Source organism: Anoxynatronum sibiricum (genome assembly GCF_039414295.1).
In the GTDB taxonomy this organism is placed as follows: domain Bacteria; phylum Bacillota; class Clostridia; order Peptostreptococcales; family Tindalliaceae; genus Anoxynatronum; species Anoxynatronum sibiricum.
This window is the reverse complement of the sequence record NZ_JBCITM010000029.1, coordinates 1-14290: the sequence shown is the minus strand read 5'-3', so window position 1 is coordinate 14290 and position 14290 is coordinate 1. Positions and strand designations below refer to the sequence as shown.

General features: G+C 47.4%; 13 protein-coding genes and 1 riboswitch. Of the genes, 11 read left to right on the top strand and 2 right to left on the bottom strand.

Annotated features, from left to right (window positions below):
- Nucleotides 1-41 precede the first annotated feature (41 nt).
- The 6 genes from AAIG11_RS16895 to rpsI all read left to right on the top strand — a co-directional run bounded on the left by AAIG11_RS16895 (nucleotide 42) and on the right by rpsI (nucleotide 4339).
- Nucleotides 42-899 carry an energy-coupling factor transporter ATPase gene (locus AAIG11_RS16895; RefSeq protein WP_343187432.1) on the top strand — a complete coding sequence of 286 codons (858 nt, stop codon included), beginning with the start codon at nucleotides 42-44 and terminating at the stop codon, nucleotides 897-899.
- Nucleotides 875-1738 carry an energy-coupling factor transporter ATPase gene (locus AAIG11_RS16890; protein WP_343187416.1) on the top strand — a complete coding sequence of 288 codons (864 nt, stop codon included), beginning with the start codon at nucleotides 875-877 and terminating at the stop codon, nucleotides 1736-1738. The genes AAIG11_RS16895 and AAIG11_RS16890 overlap by 25 nt, the downstream gene beginning before the upstream one ends.
- Nucleotides 1731-2528 (top strand): energy-coupling factor transporter transmembrane component T family protein, encoded by a 798-nt coding sequence (locus AAIG11_RS16885; protein WP_343187415.1) that lies wholly within the window; start codon nucleotides 1731-1733, stop codon nucleotides 2526-2528. The genes AAIG11_RS16890 and AAIG11_RS16885 overlap by 8 nt, the downstream gene beginning before the upstream one ends.
- A gap of 28 nt (nucleotides 2529-2556) precedes the next feature.
- Nucleotides 2557-3315, top strand: coding sequence for a tRNA pseudouridine(38-40) synthase TruA (truA, locus tag AAIG11_RS16880; protein WP_343187414.1), 759 nt, complete (start codon nucleotides 2557-2559; stop codon nucleotides 3313-3315).
- A 172-nt stretch (nucleotides 3316-3487) separates the two neighbouring features.
- Nucleotides 3488-3919 carry a 50S ribosomal protein L13 gene (rplM, locus tag AAIG11_RS16875; protein ID WP_484477166.1) on the top strand — a complete coding sequence of 144 codons (432 nt, stop codon included), beginning with the start codon at nucleotides 3488-3490 and terminating at the stop codon, nucleotides 3917-3919.
- A gap of 27 nt (nucleotides 3920-3946) precedes the next feature.
- A complete protein-coding gene (gene rpsI / locus AAIG11_RS16870) occupies nucleotides 3947-4339 on the top strand; it encodes a 30S ribosomal protein S9 (RefSeq protein ID WP_343187413.1) in 393 nt (130 codons plus the stop codon).
- 98 nt (nucleotides 4340-4437) lie between these two features.
- Here rpsI and AAIG11_RS16865 read toward each other — a convergent pair whose 3' ends face one another.
- A complete protein-coding gene (locus AAIG11_RS16865) occupies nucleotides 4438-5037 on the bottom strand; it encodes a cob(I)yrinic acid a,c-diamide adenosyltransferase (RefSeq protein ID WP_343187412.1) in 600 nt (199 codons plus the stop codon).
- A gap of 140 nt (nucleotides 5038-5177) precedes the next feature.
- Here AAIG11_RS16865 and AAIG11_RS16860 point away from each other — a divergent pair, with 140 nt between their 5' ends.
- From AAIG11_RS16860 to malQ, 5 genes are all read left to right on the top strand, one after another.
- A complete protein-coding gene (locus AAIG11_RS16860) occupies nucleotides 5178-5591 on the top strand; it encodes a secondary thiamine-phosphate synthase enzyme YjbQ (RefSeq protein ID WP_484477165.1) in 414 nt (137 codons plus the stop codon).
- A 14-nt stretch (nucleotides 5592-5605) separates the two neighbouring features.
- Nucleotides 5606-6451, top strand: a complete 846-nt coding sequence (uppP, locus tag AAIG11_RS16855; protein WP_343187410.1) for an undecaprenyl-diphosphatase UppP — start codon at nucleotides 5606-5608, stop codon at nucleotides 6449-6451.
- Nucleotides 6452-6714: 263 nt separating this feature from the next.
- Nucleotides 6715-8994: a diguanylate cyclase gene (locus AAIG11_RS16850; protein ID WP_343187409.1), complete on the top strand. Its 2280-nt coding sequence runs from the start codon at nucleotides 6715-6717 to the stop codon at nucleotides 8992-8994.
- Nucleotides 8995-9654: 660 nt separating this feature from the next.
- Nucleotides 9655-11313 carry an alpha-glucan family phosphorylase gene (gene glgP / locus AAIG11_RS16845; RefSeq protein WP_343187408.1) on the top strand — a complete coding sequence of 553 codons (1659 nt, stop codon included), beginning with the start codon at nucleotides 9655-9657 and terminating at the stop codon, nucleotides 11311-11313.
- A gap of 113 nt (nucleotides 11314-11426) precedes the next feature.
- Complete coding sequence (gene malQ / locus AAIG11_RS16840; RefSeq protein WP_343187407.1) at nucleotides 11427-12935, top strand: 4-alpha-glucanotransferase; 1509 nt, start codon at nucleotides 11427-11429, stop codon at nucleotides 12933-12935.
- Nucleotides 12936-13107: 172 nt separating this feature from the next.
- Here the strand turns inward: malQ and AAIG11_RS16835 are convergent, their stop codons facing one another.
- Complete coding sequence (locus AAIG11_RS16835; protein ID WP_343187406.1) at nucleotides 13108-13680, bottom strand: folate family ECF transporter S component; 573 nt, start codon at nucleotides 13678-13680, stop codon at nucleotides 13108-13110.
- Nucleotides 13681-13762: 82 nt separating this feature from the next.
- A riboswitch (THF riboswitch) is annotated at nucleotides 13763-13858 on the bottom strand.
- Nucleotides 13859-14290 lie beyond the last annotated feature (432 nt).

The window sequence follows — 14290 nt, the reverse complement described above, 5'->3', positions numbered from 1 at the left end:
AGTCCCTGTTTTTTTAGGGTATAGGAGAATCGTCGATGGAAATGAATCAACAGAAACCCATCATAGAAGTTAAAGGCCTGACCTTTGAATACAGAAGTCATGATGAAGCCGACCTGATTGCTCTTAAAGAGGTGACCCTGAACGTTTCAAAGGGTGAGCACCTTGTGGTGATTGGACACAATGGCTCAGGAAAATCCACGCTGGCAAAGCATCTGAACGCACTGCTGCTACCGACTGCCGGAACGGTTCTGGTAGCTGGGATGGATACGAAGAATCAGGAACTGCTCTGGGAAATACGACAGACGGCAGGCATGGTCTTTCAAAACCCGGACAATCAGATTGTGGCCACCATTGTAGAAGAAGATGTTGCCTTCGGGCCTGAAAATCTGGGAATTGATCCTGCTGAAATTGGAACCAGGGTAACCAATGCCCTGCACCGGGTAGACATGAGCGACTACAGGCATAAAGCGCCACACCTCCTGTCGGGGGGGCAAAAGCAGCGCATTGCCATCGCCGGTGTGATAGCCATGAAACCCGCTTGCATTATATTTGATGAACCGACGGCCATGCTGGATCCTTCCGGTAGAAGAGAAGTGGTGAACGCCATCAGAAACCTCAATAGGGAAGAAGGCATTACGGTGATTCATATTACTCACTTTATGGAAGAAGCCGTGGAAGCTCACCGGGTGGTGGTCATGGAAGATGGACAGTTGGTGATGCAGGGGACACCCCGGGAAGTGTTTGCACGGGTGGATGAGTTGAAAGCCCTGGGGTTGGATGTGCCTCAGATGACAGACTTGGCAGCTGAACTCCGAAGTGAAGGCATTGATTTGCCTGAGGATGTGCTGACGGTGGAAGAGATGGTGAACCATTTATGTCAATTAAAATCCAAGAACTGACACATACCTATAACCCTGGAAGCCCCTTTGAAACCCATGCTCTGAAGAATATCAATGTGACCATTGAGCCCGGTGAGTTCATTGGGCTCATCGGTCACACCGGATCAGGTAAATCCACTCTCATTCAGCATCTGAACGGTCTTTTGAAGCCTACTTCCGGCAGTATCTGGATCGACGGGACGGATATTACGAAGCCGGGGATTAAACTGAAAGATATTCGCAAAAAAGTGGGGCTGGTTTTTCAGTACCCGGAATATCAACTTTTTGAAGAGACGGTTGCAAAAGATATTGCCTTTGGACCGGCCAATCTGGACCTTGATGAGCAGGAGATTCAAAAGCGTGTCAAAGAAGCAATGGAAATGGTCAAGCTCCCCTATGAAGGCCTGAAAGACCGTTCTCCTTTTGATTTGAGCGGCGGGCAGCGCCGCCGGGTGGCTATTGCAGGTGTGCTGGCCATGAAACCGGATATACTGATTCTGGACGAACCAACAGCCAGCTTGGACCCGCGGGGCAGGGATGAAATTCTGGATCAGATCAAAACCCTGCATCGCCAGCAACAACTGACGGTCATCTTGGTTTCTCACAGCATGGAAGACATCGGGCGATTGGTGGATCGGATCATTGTCATGCATCAGGGAACCATTGCCTTAACAGGCAGCCCACGCACCATCTTTCAACAGGCAGAAACGCTGGAAGAAATTGGATTGGGAGTGCCGCAGATCACTCATTTAATGAAATCCATGAACCAACGGGGATGCGCATTGCCAGAAGATGTGTTTACCGTTGAAGAGGCAAAAGAAGTCATTCTGAGTTATTTGAGAGGGAGTCAGCATGCTTAAAGACATCACCATCGGACAACATTATCCCACGGGATCTCTGATTCACAGACTGGATCCCCGGACAAAGATTATCGGCACCTTTGTGTTCATGGCCGGGCTCTTTATGATCCGCGACTTTAAAGCCTATCTGGTGGTGATGGCACTTCTGCTGATGGTTATTGCGGGTTCCAAAGTACCCTTGCGATACGTGCTCAAGGGACTTCGTCCACTGATGGTGCTGATTATGGTTACTTTTTTCATCAATCTGTTTATGACCAGAGGAACCGTGTTTTTTCAGCTGGGGCCAGTCAATATGACATGGGAAGGCTTGCGCCAAGGTGTTTTTATGGCCTTGCGCCTGATCTTTTTGATCATGGGAACCTCCATGTTGACCCTCACCACTTCACCCATCACCCTCACAGATGGTATTGAACATTTGCTGAATCCACTGAAAAGAGTGGGGGTACCTGCTCACGAGCTGGCCATGATGATGACCATAGCCCTTAGATTTATCCCCACACTTCTGGAAGAAACAGATAAAATCATGAAAGCACAGATGGCTCGAGGCGCTGATTTTGAAAGTGGAAATCTCATTCACCGTGCGCAAAGCCTGGTGCCCCTGTTGGTGCCGCTGTTCATCAGCTCTTTCAGACGTGCTGATGACTTGGCCATGGCTATGGAAGCGCGGTGCTACCGGGGAGGCGAAAACCGTACCCGGATGAAAGCGCTGAAATGGCAGCAGGCAGATGCAGCAGGGCTGGTACTGATGAGTGCCTTTATGGGCATCATGCTCTGGCTTCGGTGGTATTGAAGCCTGTGAGCAGGAGGTTGCAGAAGAGATGCAGACCATTCAGATGATCATTGAATATGATGGAACAGATTATTGTGGCTGGCAGATACAGCCCAATGGAATCAGCATACAGGAAAAGCTGACAGCTGCGCTGACAGCGCTGACAGGAGAAAAAATCACTGTTCATGGCTCGGGACGCACAGATGCAGGTGTTCATGCCCGGGGGCAGTGTGCCAGCTTCAAAACCAAGAGCCGCATCCCGGCGAACCGGTTTGCACCGGCACTGAACACACATCTTCCGCCAGACATTTGTGTGTTGGAAACCCGCGAAGCATCACCAGACTTTCATGCCCGTTACAGTGCCCTGGGCAAGGCATACAGTTACCATTTTTATGTGCATCCCCAAGGAAGTGCTCTGCTGAGAAATGTTACATGGCAGCTGCGCCAGTGGCCTGATACAGCTAAAATGGAAGCCGCTTTGGAGATGGTCACAGGTACCCACGATTTTGCAGCTTTTCGGGCTGCCAACAGCGATGTGAAAGACACGGTGCGTACGATTTGGAAAGCAAGCCTTCATTACAACGAACCACATCTTAGGATCACCTACCAGGGTAACGGATTCCTTTACAAGATGGTGCGCATGTTGTCAGCAGCTGTGGTACAGGTTGGCCTAGGGAAAATGCCCCTGGAAGCGATCCGGGAGCGATTAAATCATCCGGAAGCAAATTACCGGAAGTTGACGGCGCCACCACAGGGACTCTTTTTGGACAGGGTGTATTATGAAGCCGGAGAATTGCCATTATTTTAGCGTTCCACTATTGACACAGCAGGATCCGTGTATTAGAATATGAGAGTGTGTCTAAAAGATCCCGCCCCGGGTCTTTAGTATAAAGCAACACAGCAGCGTCGGTGAAGCGCTGCAAGAGAGGCCAGGTATCAAACAGAATGATACCATTCAGCAGTCTTTATAAGGGAGGTTAATCATGAAGTCATATATGGCAAAAGCAAATGAAATTGAAAAAAAATGGTTTGTCGTTGATGCCGAAGGCAAAACCCTCGGTCGTTTATCAACTCAAATCGCCATGATTCTGATGGGAAAACACAAGCCTGAATATACCAGCCACGTGGATACCGGTGATTATGTGATTGTCATTAATGCAGACAAAGTCACATTAACCGGTAAAAAATGGGACCAGGAGTTTCATGTACGTCACACTGGGTATCCCGGCGGGCAGAGAAAAGTTTCTTTGCGAACAGTGCTGCAGAAACATCCGGAGCGTTTGATTGAGCATTCTGTGAAGGGCATGCTCCCCAAAAACCGGTTGGGTCGGCAAATGTACAAAAAGCTGAAAGTCTATGCCGGCACCGAACATCAGCATCAGGCACAAAAACCTGAAATGCTGGAACTGTAGTCATTTTTCAGGAAAGGAGCGAATATAATGTCAAATGTTGTTTACTGGGGAACAGGCCGTCGTAAAACCTCTGTAGCCAGAGTTCGACTGGTTCCTGGACAAGGCAAAATCACCATTAATGATCAAGATCTTGAAGAATACATGGATTATGAAACTCTTCGCCGTGAAGTGAGAAGCCCGCTGACCATCACCAACACACTGAGCAAGTACGACGTACTTGCCCGCGTACATGGTGGCGGTTTCACCGGTCAATCAGGTGCTCTGCGCCATGGGATCTCCCGTGCGCTGGTAAGAGCAGATGGTGAACTGAAAGATATTCTTAAGAAAGCCGGATTCCTGACACGTGATGCCAGAATGGTTGAACGTAAGAAATACGGTCTTAAGAAAGCTCGGCGTGCGCCACAGTTCTCAAAACGTTAAGATTACCACTCACAAGAAAGCCCCTAACCATTGCGGTTGGGGGTTTTCAATTTTGATAACTTCTGTTTTAAATGATCAAGGTATTGGCGCATCGTGATTTAGTTTTCGATGCCTTTGCGGGCATTGACACCTTTGGTATAATAGTGTTTGACTTCCTTCATTTCGGTTACCAGATCGGCTGCGTTCATGATGGTTTCCGGTGCATATCTTCCGGTGAGAACCAACTCCACATGGGTTGGTTTTTCAGCCATAAGTGCCAGTACAGCTTCTTGGGTAAACAGCTGGTAATAGAGGGCCACATTGATTTCATCCAGAATGACCACATCGTAGTCACCGGCTTGCAGTACTTCCCGGGCTCTTTCCAGCCCCTGAAGTGCAATGCGCGTGTCTTCCTCGGTGGGGTTGTTGCGAATGAAACAGTCTCGTCCAAACTGTTCAATGACAAGCCCTGGAAGCCACTGAACGGCATTTAATTCACTGTAGACCATCCCCTTGATAAACTGACCCATAAACACTTTTTTTCCCGCGCAAATGGCTCGCAGGGCCAGCCCCAGAGCGGCTGTGGTTTTCCCTTTTCCGTTTCCGGTATACACCTGAATATAACCTTGATCTTTAACAGGCTCACGTTCGTTGGCAGACATGATATTCCTCCTTGATGATCTTTGCTGAATGTGGCTATCACGAGTATTCACATTCATTATAGCCTGATTCGGGCAGGAAATCAAAAGAAGGTAAGACAATGCACCTGCATAAAGAAAACAACAGGTTCATCATGAGCCAGAATGCCAAGAGAACCACATAAATATCGACAGCAAACCAAGGAAGGAGAAACCACGTGATTGAACTGAATCTGACCACCCGGCATCGGGATCACTGGCTGGAAATCACCAGCGAAGTGGAAAGAATCATTGAGCAACACCAATGGAAAGACGGTACAGTGACCATTTATGTGCCCCATACCACTGCTGGTGTGACCATCAATGAAAATGCAGATGCACATGTCACTGCCGATCTGATTCAAGCACTGCAAAAACTTGTTCCCTGGGAAGACAACTACCGTCACGCCGAAGGCAATACAGCGGCCCATCTGAAAGCCAGCCTTATGGGCGCATCACAGACACTGCTGCTGAGAAACGGCAGATGGCAGCGGGGAACCTGGCAGGGCCTTTATTTTTGTGAGTTTGATGGGCCGCGGCAACGTAAAGTATGGATTCAATTTCATCCTGACATCAACAGATGTCATATTGACTAATAGGAGGATTATTCATGGCATTATGGAAAGCGATTGTTCTGGGGATCGTCCAGGGATTGACAGAGTTTTTACCAGTGAGCAGTTCCGGCCATTTGGCCATCACCCAGCTGCTGCTAAATGTACCTGAAGACCGAATTTTCTTTTTGACCGTGATGCTTCATGTGGGAACACTTTTTTCGGTATTGGTGGTTTACCGCCAGGATCTTTATCGTATCGTGGTGGCTTTTTTTCACATGTGCAACGATCTGGTTCACCGGCGGGGTCTGGGTCTAGAAAATGAGTACCGCCGCCTGGGACTCTTTATCATTGTGGGAACCATTCCAACGGGAGTGATGGGACTCTTGCTGAAAGACGTTTTTTCAGCCTTTTACACTTCTCGCCTGGTGATAGGATTTTCTCTGTTGATCACCGGAACCTTACTGTGGTTTGCAGAGAGATCGCAGCCAACAAAAACCCGAACCCGCAAATCGTTGCAGCAAATGACATGGAAGAATGCTTTTGCAGTGGGTGTCTTCCAGGGCTTTGCCATCACTCCAGGAATTTCCCGTTCAGGGTCCACCATTGCCGGTGCGTTATTTCAGGGAATCAATAAGGAAACGGCCACACGCTATTCCTTCCTGCTGTCTTTTCCGGCGATTCTGGCGGCGACGTTGTTGGAAATCAAAGATGCCTTTACCTACGGTATGGGGGATGTGACAGTGCTGGTGCTGCTGGCGGGAATTCTGGCTTCTTTCCTGGCGGGGGTCTTTGCCATACGGGCACTGATTAATCTCATTAAAAAAGAGCGCTTGTACTATTTTTCCTTTTATACATGGGCCATAGGTTTGGGTACCATTGCTGCAGCGCTGATGTGGCGATAAAGAACTGCCGGGTGTGCCGCTGTGAAATGAATCTTCACATAGGGTGCTGGCCGGTGAACAGTCCAAATGCAATTAATGTAAGTGGATTTTGCATTTTATTTGTCTTGCCAAATAAAATAGGTAAAAAGTACTGGAATGATGATTCGATTCACCGTATAATGGATATATAAACACACGAGGGCCTAAATGCCCTGCAGAGATCAACGGAGAAATGAAGGATAGACTGGTACGGAGGTGCCCCCCAATTGAATGAGTCTACAAAGATGCAGCAATCCACAGATGGTCATCATCTGAATAGACATGCCGGAAAATCTGTTGGCGAGCTGAATGCACTGGCGGAAAAAATGGAAAGAAGCAACCCTGCTGATTCATTGGCCTATGCACAGAAAGCCCATGAACTGGCGGTGGAAAACGGTGATCTTCCCGGGCAAATGAAGAGCCTGCTGTGCATAGGGCGCAGCCATTGGTTGGGAGGGAAACTGAGCCAAGCTGTTCAGGAGCTGACAAAAGGGCTGGAACTTGCAAAAGAAGTTGAAGAACACCGATTGGAAGTGGAGATTCTAAACGCCCTGGGGAATGTCTATTTATATATGCACAACTTTGATCGCACCCTGGAATTCTACGGGCAAGGGTTGAAGTTGGCAGATGCCATTCATTATGAACGGATGGCTGCCGGGCTACTGAACAACTTTGGAGAAGTATACAAAACACTCAAAGACTACGGCACTGCTCTGATGTATTACCATGAGAGTTTATCCCGTCATAAGCGCCATCATCGAAGAGCTGACATGGCATTCCCTTTGGTGAACATTGGGATGGTTTATTGTGAAATGGGAGATTTGGAGAAAGCCCGGCAGTACGCCGGAGAAAGTCTTCAGGTAAGCCGGCTGGAAGATCATTTTGTGGGAGAGGGTTACAGTCTTCATCTCATGGGAAAGATCGCCCATCGTCAAGGCTGTCTGGAGGAGTCGATTGAACTATATCAGCGCTGTTTAGATATCATCTCTGAAACAGCAGACGTGAACCTTCGCCTTGATCTGTGCGTTGACTTGTATCATGCAACAAAAGAAGCCGGTGATTCGGATCAGGCACTCATCCATCTTCTTCGGGGATTAAGCATTGCCAAAGGGCTTGAGATTGATATTCTCATAGTGAAATTCTACAGCCTGATTGCCACACACTATGAGGCAGAGGGTGATTTGAGCAAAAGTGTGCTCTATTATAAGAAATATCACAACCTTCATAAGCAAATGGCAGCGGTTGAGCAACAGAACAAGCTGAGAAGTATCGCCTTCCAAATGGAAGCTGATGAGTATCTGGAGAAGCACCGGGCCTACGAGGTTTTGACCGAGCAATTGAAAGAACAGGCTAGCAGACTGGAACTGCAGTCGAAAGCATTGAAGCAGTCCTACGAACAAATGCAGATTATCAGTGAGATAGGCCAAAAAATCACGGCAACGTTGAACATAAATCATGTTTTTGAACAGATATACCAACACACCAATAGCCTTATGGAAGCTGATGTGCTGGGGATTGGTGTCTATCGGAGTAATGAAGATGTGTTGGAATATCCTTTTTACATGGAAAAAGGACAAGTGATTCCTACGTTTTCCATCCCGCTGTCCAGTGAAACAAGCTATGCAGTCTGGTGTTTTAAAAACCGCCGGGAAGTATTTGTTAATGATCTTGAAAATGAGTATCAGCAATATATTAAGGGATATGAAAGCACCAGCGGAGAACTCATGCCTTCCCTGCTGTTCTGCCCATTGATGGTCAACGAACAGGTGATTGGCGTGATGACGGTACAAAGCCGGCGAAAACATGCCTATACACAGTATAATCTTGACACGTTGCGCATACTGGCATCCTATGCGGCCATTGCCATTAACAATGCCAGACAGTCTCAGGAACTGGCTCAGGAAGTGGCCATTCGACAAGAGACACAACAGGAACTTGAAAAGCTGAATCGCCAGTTAAAAGAGCTTTCAGAAATCGACAGTTTGACTGGTATTGCAAATCGACGCAAGTTGGATGCTTATCTGCAAGAAGAATGGGAGCGCTCTCGGCGTGATCAATTACCTATTTCTTTGATACTGGTGGATGTGGATTACTTTAAAGCTTTCAACGATCAATTTGGACACCAGACGGGTGACCGTATTCTGGTGGATGTGGCAAAAACATTAGAAAAATCACTACGGCGAAAAACGGATTTTATTGGTCGCTACGGCGGTGATGAGTTTGCTGCGGTATTACATAATACCGACAGAGAAGGTGCTGTTCAGTTGGCAGAAAAAATTGTTGATAGAATTGATGAACTGGCCATTCCTCTTGGAGAAAAGAAGGATCAAAACTGTTTGACAGTGACGCTGGGTGTGGCCACGCTCATACCATCAAGTCTTTATTATCCAGATCAACTGATTCATGCAGCTGATCTGGCCCTCTATCAAGCGAAGGATCGAGGAAGAAACTGCGCGGTTCACTTTGATGAGCTGAGTGGTGGAAGCAACGATCTCAAAGCCTCTCTATTTTGCAAACCTTCATAAATGGCATCAGATGGCACTGGTGTCTATTGAAGAAAACAATTGATTAAGCCTGCAAAAATGTGGTATGATATGAGTAAGGAAAGGTGGCCAAAGCCTTGAGGCCAATACCTTAACTGCAGAGACGTCTGAAGATGCGAATTGGCGTTCGCAGATAAGACACAGGAAGTTCGTCACTTCCTTAAAATGACGAAAACGCATATCTGGTTTTAAGCACCATCAAAGCAAGATCCGAGCAACACCAAAGCAGCATCGGTTATTTGATCCTAACTGAAAAGTCAGGAGGTATGTGATATCCTGGATACAAACCTGGACACAACTGAATACAAAGGCAATAGAAGAGGTCTCTGCAGTTGACAGGGTTTGTTGTACCAACAATGAATCCTGTTCCTTTTTTGTCCTTTTCTTGTTGGGTTTTTTATGAAACCGGTGGAAACGATGGGGTTTACTGCCGGCTTTTGTGTTTTTTGAAGGTGATTGGGTAAAAGGATCATAGCTGATGACGATGAAAGAACCGTGGAAAATGAGAAGCGATGATACTTTTGGACTTCTCGTTTGTGGGAACGGGTTTCAGGATGAGTGAGATTTCAGGAAAGAGAAAGCGGACCACTTCTTGGCGGATAAACTGACGTTTTCGCAGCAACCATTGGAAAGGAGTGAAGAATGATGGTGGCAATAGATAAACCAAAAAGACATGGTGAACCATACGAAAAAGATAAATACATTGCTTACTTTTGTATGGAATATGGATTGGCTTCCCATTTCAAGATTTATTCCGGTGGTTTGGGAATTTTGGCTGGGGATCACCTGAAAGCAGCAAAAGATGCGGGAGTTCCGCTGGTAGGTATTGGCATTAAATGGCAGCAGGGTTATGTGGAACAACGCATGACACCGGAGGGGCAGGTGGTTGACTGCTACCGATCGTTGGAAGGATCATCGCTGGAAGATACGGGGATCATTGTGCATGTCACCATCAGGGAAGACCAGGTACCAGTGAAGGTATGGAAAACAGAAGCTTTTGGCAATGTTCCCCTTTATCTTTTGGATACAGTGGTTTCTGAATCGCCCTACCACTGGGTAACCCGGCAGCTTTATGGTGGTACCGAAGAGGAAAGGGTGGCCCAGGAAATTGTGTTGGGAGTAGGTGGCCTGCGGGCGTTGCAGGCGCTTAGAATACCAGTGATGACTTATCATTTCAACGAAGGTCATGCAGTGCTGGCGGGGTTGGCGCTGTTGCGGGAGAAGATGGAAATGGGAGCTGATTTTCACAGTGCCTGGAAAAACACCCGGCAACAAATCGTGTTTACCACCCATACACCCATACCTGCAGGCAATGAATCCCATCCACTTGCCCGGCTGCGGTACATGAGTGCCCATCAGGGACTCACCATTGAGCAGCTGGCAGAAATTGGAGGAGCTCCCTTTAATATGACCGTTGCAGGCCTGCGTCTTTCCCGACGGGCGAACTCGGTGGCAGCACTGCATCTGGAAACCACGAAATCCATGTGGCACAGTGTCGAAGGAAAAGCACCCCTTACCAATATCACGAATGGTGTTCATGTGCCCACCTGGATGGATGAACGTCTGAATCGTTCTTCATTGACAGCGGCCCATGTTAAACGGGTTCATTCAGAGAATCGAAGTGAATTGTTTGAGTTGGTGAAAGAGCGAAAAGGCGTCCAGTTGAATCCACAGGGACTGGTGGTGGGTTTTGCCAGGCGGGCGGCTCCCTATAAACGAAGCGATCTGATTTTTTCGCAGATGGAACGCATTGAACCTTTGCTGAAGCAACAGCGGCTGCAACTGATTTTTTCCGGTAAAGCGCATCCCATGGACAGTAAGGGGAAAGAAATTCTAAAAAAACTGGTGAAGGTTCAACAACAGTATCCCCAATCGGTGGTGTTTCTGGAAGATTATGACATGGCATTGGGAGCTCTCCTCACACGAGGGTGTGATATCTGGCTTAATAATCCGCAAAGACCCAAGGAAGCCTGTGGCACATCTGGAATGAAGGCAGCCATGAACGGTGTGTTGAACGTGAGCATACTTGACGGCTGGTGGCCCGAAGCCTGTCGTCATGGTGTGAATGGCTGGGCTATTGGTGATGAACTGGTGCCTGCCAAAGAAACAGCACAGGACCAGCGGGATGCGGAAGCGCTTTATCGTGTGTTGTTGGAAGAGGTTGTCCCCTGTTTTGAAGGACAGCAAGATCGATGGTCGGAAATGATGGTGGCCAGTATCATGGACACCAGAGAGGCTTTTTCGGCGGAACGCATGATCAAGGCCTACTGCAGGGAGATGTATCACTTGGATCAAGACTAATATGCCAGGATATCGCTGATAACAACAAGACGTGTATATCACGCAGATGAAGATCCGCTAAATGAGTGATACTAAGCAGATAGTAAAAATGGAAGCAAAGGGCTGAACAACAGATGACCAAAGATGCTAAAGCGGGATTGCTGCTCCATATTTCTTCACTCCCGTCGCCTCATGGTGTGGGTGATATCGGCGGTGCGGAAAGAGTGCTCCTGCCTTTTCTGAAAAAGACGGGAAATCGTTTCTGGCAGATACTGCCTTTGAATCCAGTGGGGTACGGTGAGTCTCCTTACCAGAGTTTTTCTGCCTTTGCAGGCAATGAAGATTTTATTAGCCCAGAGAAGTTGACAGCTCGGGGCTGGTTGCACTGTGAGGAAATAGCAGAACCGCCTGACTTTCCTGAAACCAGAGTGGATTTTCACCGAATGAGAGAATGGAAAAGTCAGCTGTATCATCTGGCCTATCAACGGTTCAAGAGACAACAAAAGCCCGATGACTACCACCGGTTTATTGAAGAACAGCGATGGTGGTTGGAAGACTATGCTCTCTTCACGGTCATTAAAAAAAATCAAAAGCTGCGACCTTGGCAAGAGTGGCCTGAAAAGTTGAAAAATCGGTCGTTGGATGAGTTGCGTCTTTTTCGGGAACAACATTTGAATGAATTGGAATGCGTTGAATTTCTGCAATATTGTTTTCACACCCAGTGGCAGGAAATGAAGAAGATTTTTTGGGAAAACAATATCCGGCTCATTGGTGATCTGCCCATCTTTGTTGCTCATGACAGTGCGGATGTGTGGGCTAACCCACGGCTTTTTCAACTGAATCCAGATGGCACACCGACGGTTGTTGCAGGAGTTCCTCCCGACTATTTTTCCAGAACAGGACAACGGTGGGGCAACCCCCACTATCGGTGGGATAAAATGATGAAAGACGATTTTAGCTGGTGGCGCATGCGCTTACAACATTTGATGGAATCTGTAGATATGATCCGCATCGATCATTTCCGGGGATTTGAAGCTTACTGGGAAATTCATGCAACTGAACCCACAGCAGTGAAAGGCCGTTGGGTGAAGGCGCCGGGGATGGCCCTCTTTCATTCTCTGGAAAAGTACCTGGGGAAACTGCCGCTGATTGCTGAAGATTTGGGAGTCATTACTCCGGAAGTGGAAGCACTGAAAAAAGCCTTTGGATTTCCGGGCATGAAAATTCTGCAGTTTTCTTTCGGTAAAAAGACAAAAAAGAAAGAAAGGCCGGCATACTACGAAAAACACACAGTAGCCTACACAGGCACCCACGATAATGACACCCTGGTCGGTTGGCTGAAAGAAGAAGCATTTTCGGATGTGGGGATTCGGGAAATATTGAAACGCTATCATCGCATTGATCCGGAAAAGACATCTCACGAAAACTGTCAACAACTGATTCGGCTGCTGATGCATACACATGCAAAAACGGTTGTCATTCCACTGCAGGACTACCTTTGTCTGGGAACCGCTTCCAGAATGAATTATCCTGGAACCATCGGTGGAACCAACTGGCAATGGCAGGCTACAGAAGAGCAACTGTCAGATTCGACCTTGCAGCATTTCATTTACCAAGTGATCGAAGAAGCACAGCGTCATTAGAAAAGTGGCGTTAACGTAAGACAATAAAAAGCAACCGCTACCCTGATGATTAGGGGCAAGCGGTTGCTTGTTTTGTGAGTGTTTGTGAGGCTGGTGATGGTGCTTGCTTGTGAGACATGCGTACGCATCATGGTGAATACCTGGTGACAAAATGACTGAAACAGCTGCATGGTTACCAAGTCTTCAATGATAAGACGCTTGCAGGCACCAGGTTGGAACGCTGAAAGCTTTTAACCAATGCATACGTCAGCACGGTATTGATGATTGTGACAATGCCATGACTGGCTAATCGTGCCGGGAATAAGATGCTGAAACCCGTTCCCAACAGGTGAGTCAACCAGATGGTGTTGAGTAAGCCGGAAATCAACAGATACACCAACAGGTTGGCAACCACCACATTCAGCAGAGAAAATCGACTTTTTCCGACTTTAACACTCCAAAGCATGACCAGCCCTGGAATTAAACCGGTTAAGCCGGCACTGAGAGTGAATCCGGGATGATAGGCGCCGCCGTGGGAGTTAATGAGAAAACCCAGCAAATCACTAACGATACCGGTCATCAAACCGGCGGCAGGCCCCAGCAATAACCCTGAAAGAACCAGTGGGATGTTGCCAAAACTGAGCCGCACGCTGTTGTTAAAGAGCATGATCGCGCCGACCCGGGAGAGGATAATGTTAATCCCCACAAAAAACGAAGCCAGCACCAGTGCCTTTGTCGAAATGCGAAAACCGTTTGATTGAACCATGTGCACACCTCCTTTCACTGTAGTGAGGCGATGACCCCACATCAGAGAAAGAAGTACAAAAACGACACTGCTTCTCAAATGTGGCAGCGGATGCAACATTATACCGCGAATCATGTCATTCTTCGTTTGAGAGCAACTTCCCATCTCCCAACACTTAACGCATAATGTCTACTCTGCCTCTGCCCTTATCTTATCGCATTCGACATCATATGTAAAGAGGGCTGCTGATTGTCACAATAGATGTTGAGAAATGTTAAATGACCCGGAAAATGAAAATAAAGAAGTCTAAAATGAAAAAATAATCAAAGCCTTCCTTTTAATGTTAAATTTTGTGGGTATTAATCTCATGCGGCGTGAATACAAAGTCAAATACCAGGCAAAAAAATCGAGAGAATCAGTTGACACCCCCAGGTAAAAATGGTATATTAAATGAGCCGCTAAAAACGCTTTGGCGGACGAAGCCCAAAGCGATGAGCGGCTTTAACGTTCTTTGAAAACTGAACAGCAGGAAGAAGCGAAGAGAACCAAAAGAAGCCAGAATCTGAAAAGAGACTGGGTTTGGGAAAGAATTCTAATAAGAGTTTGATCCTGGCTCAGGATGAACGCTGGC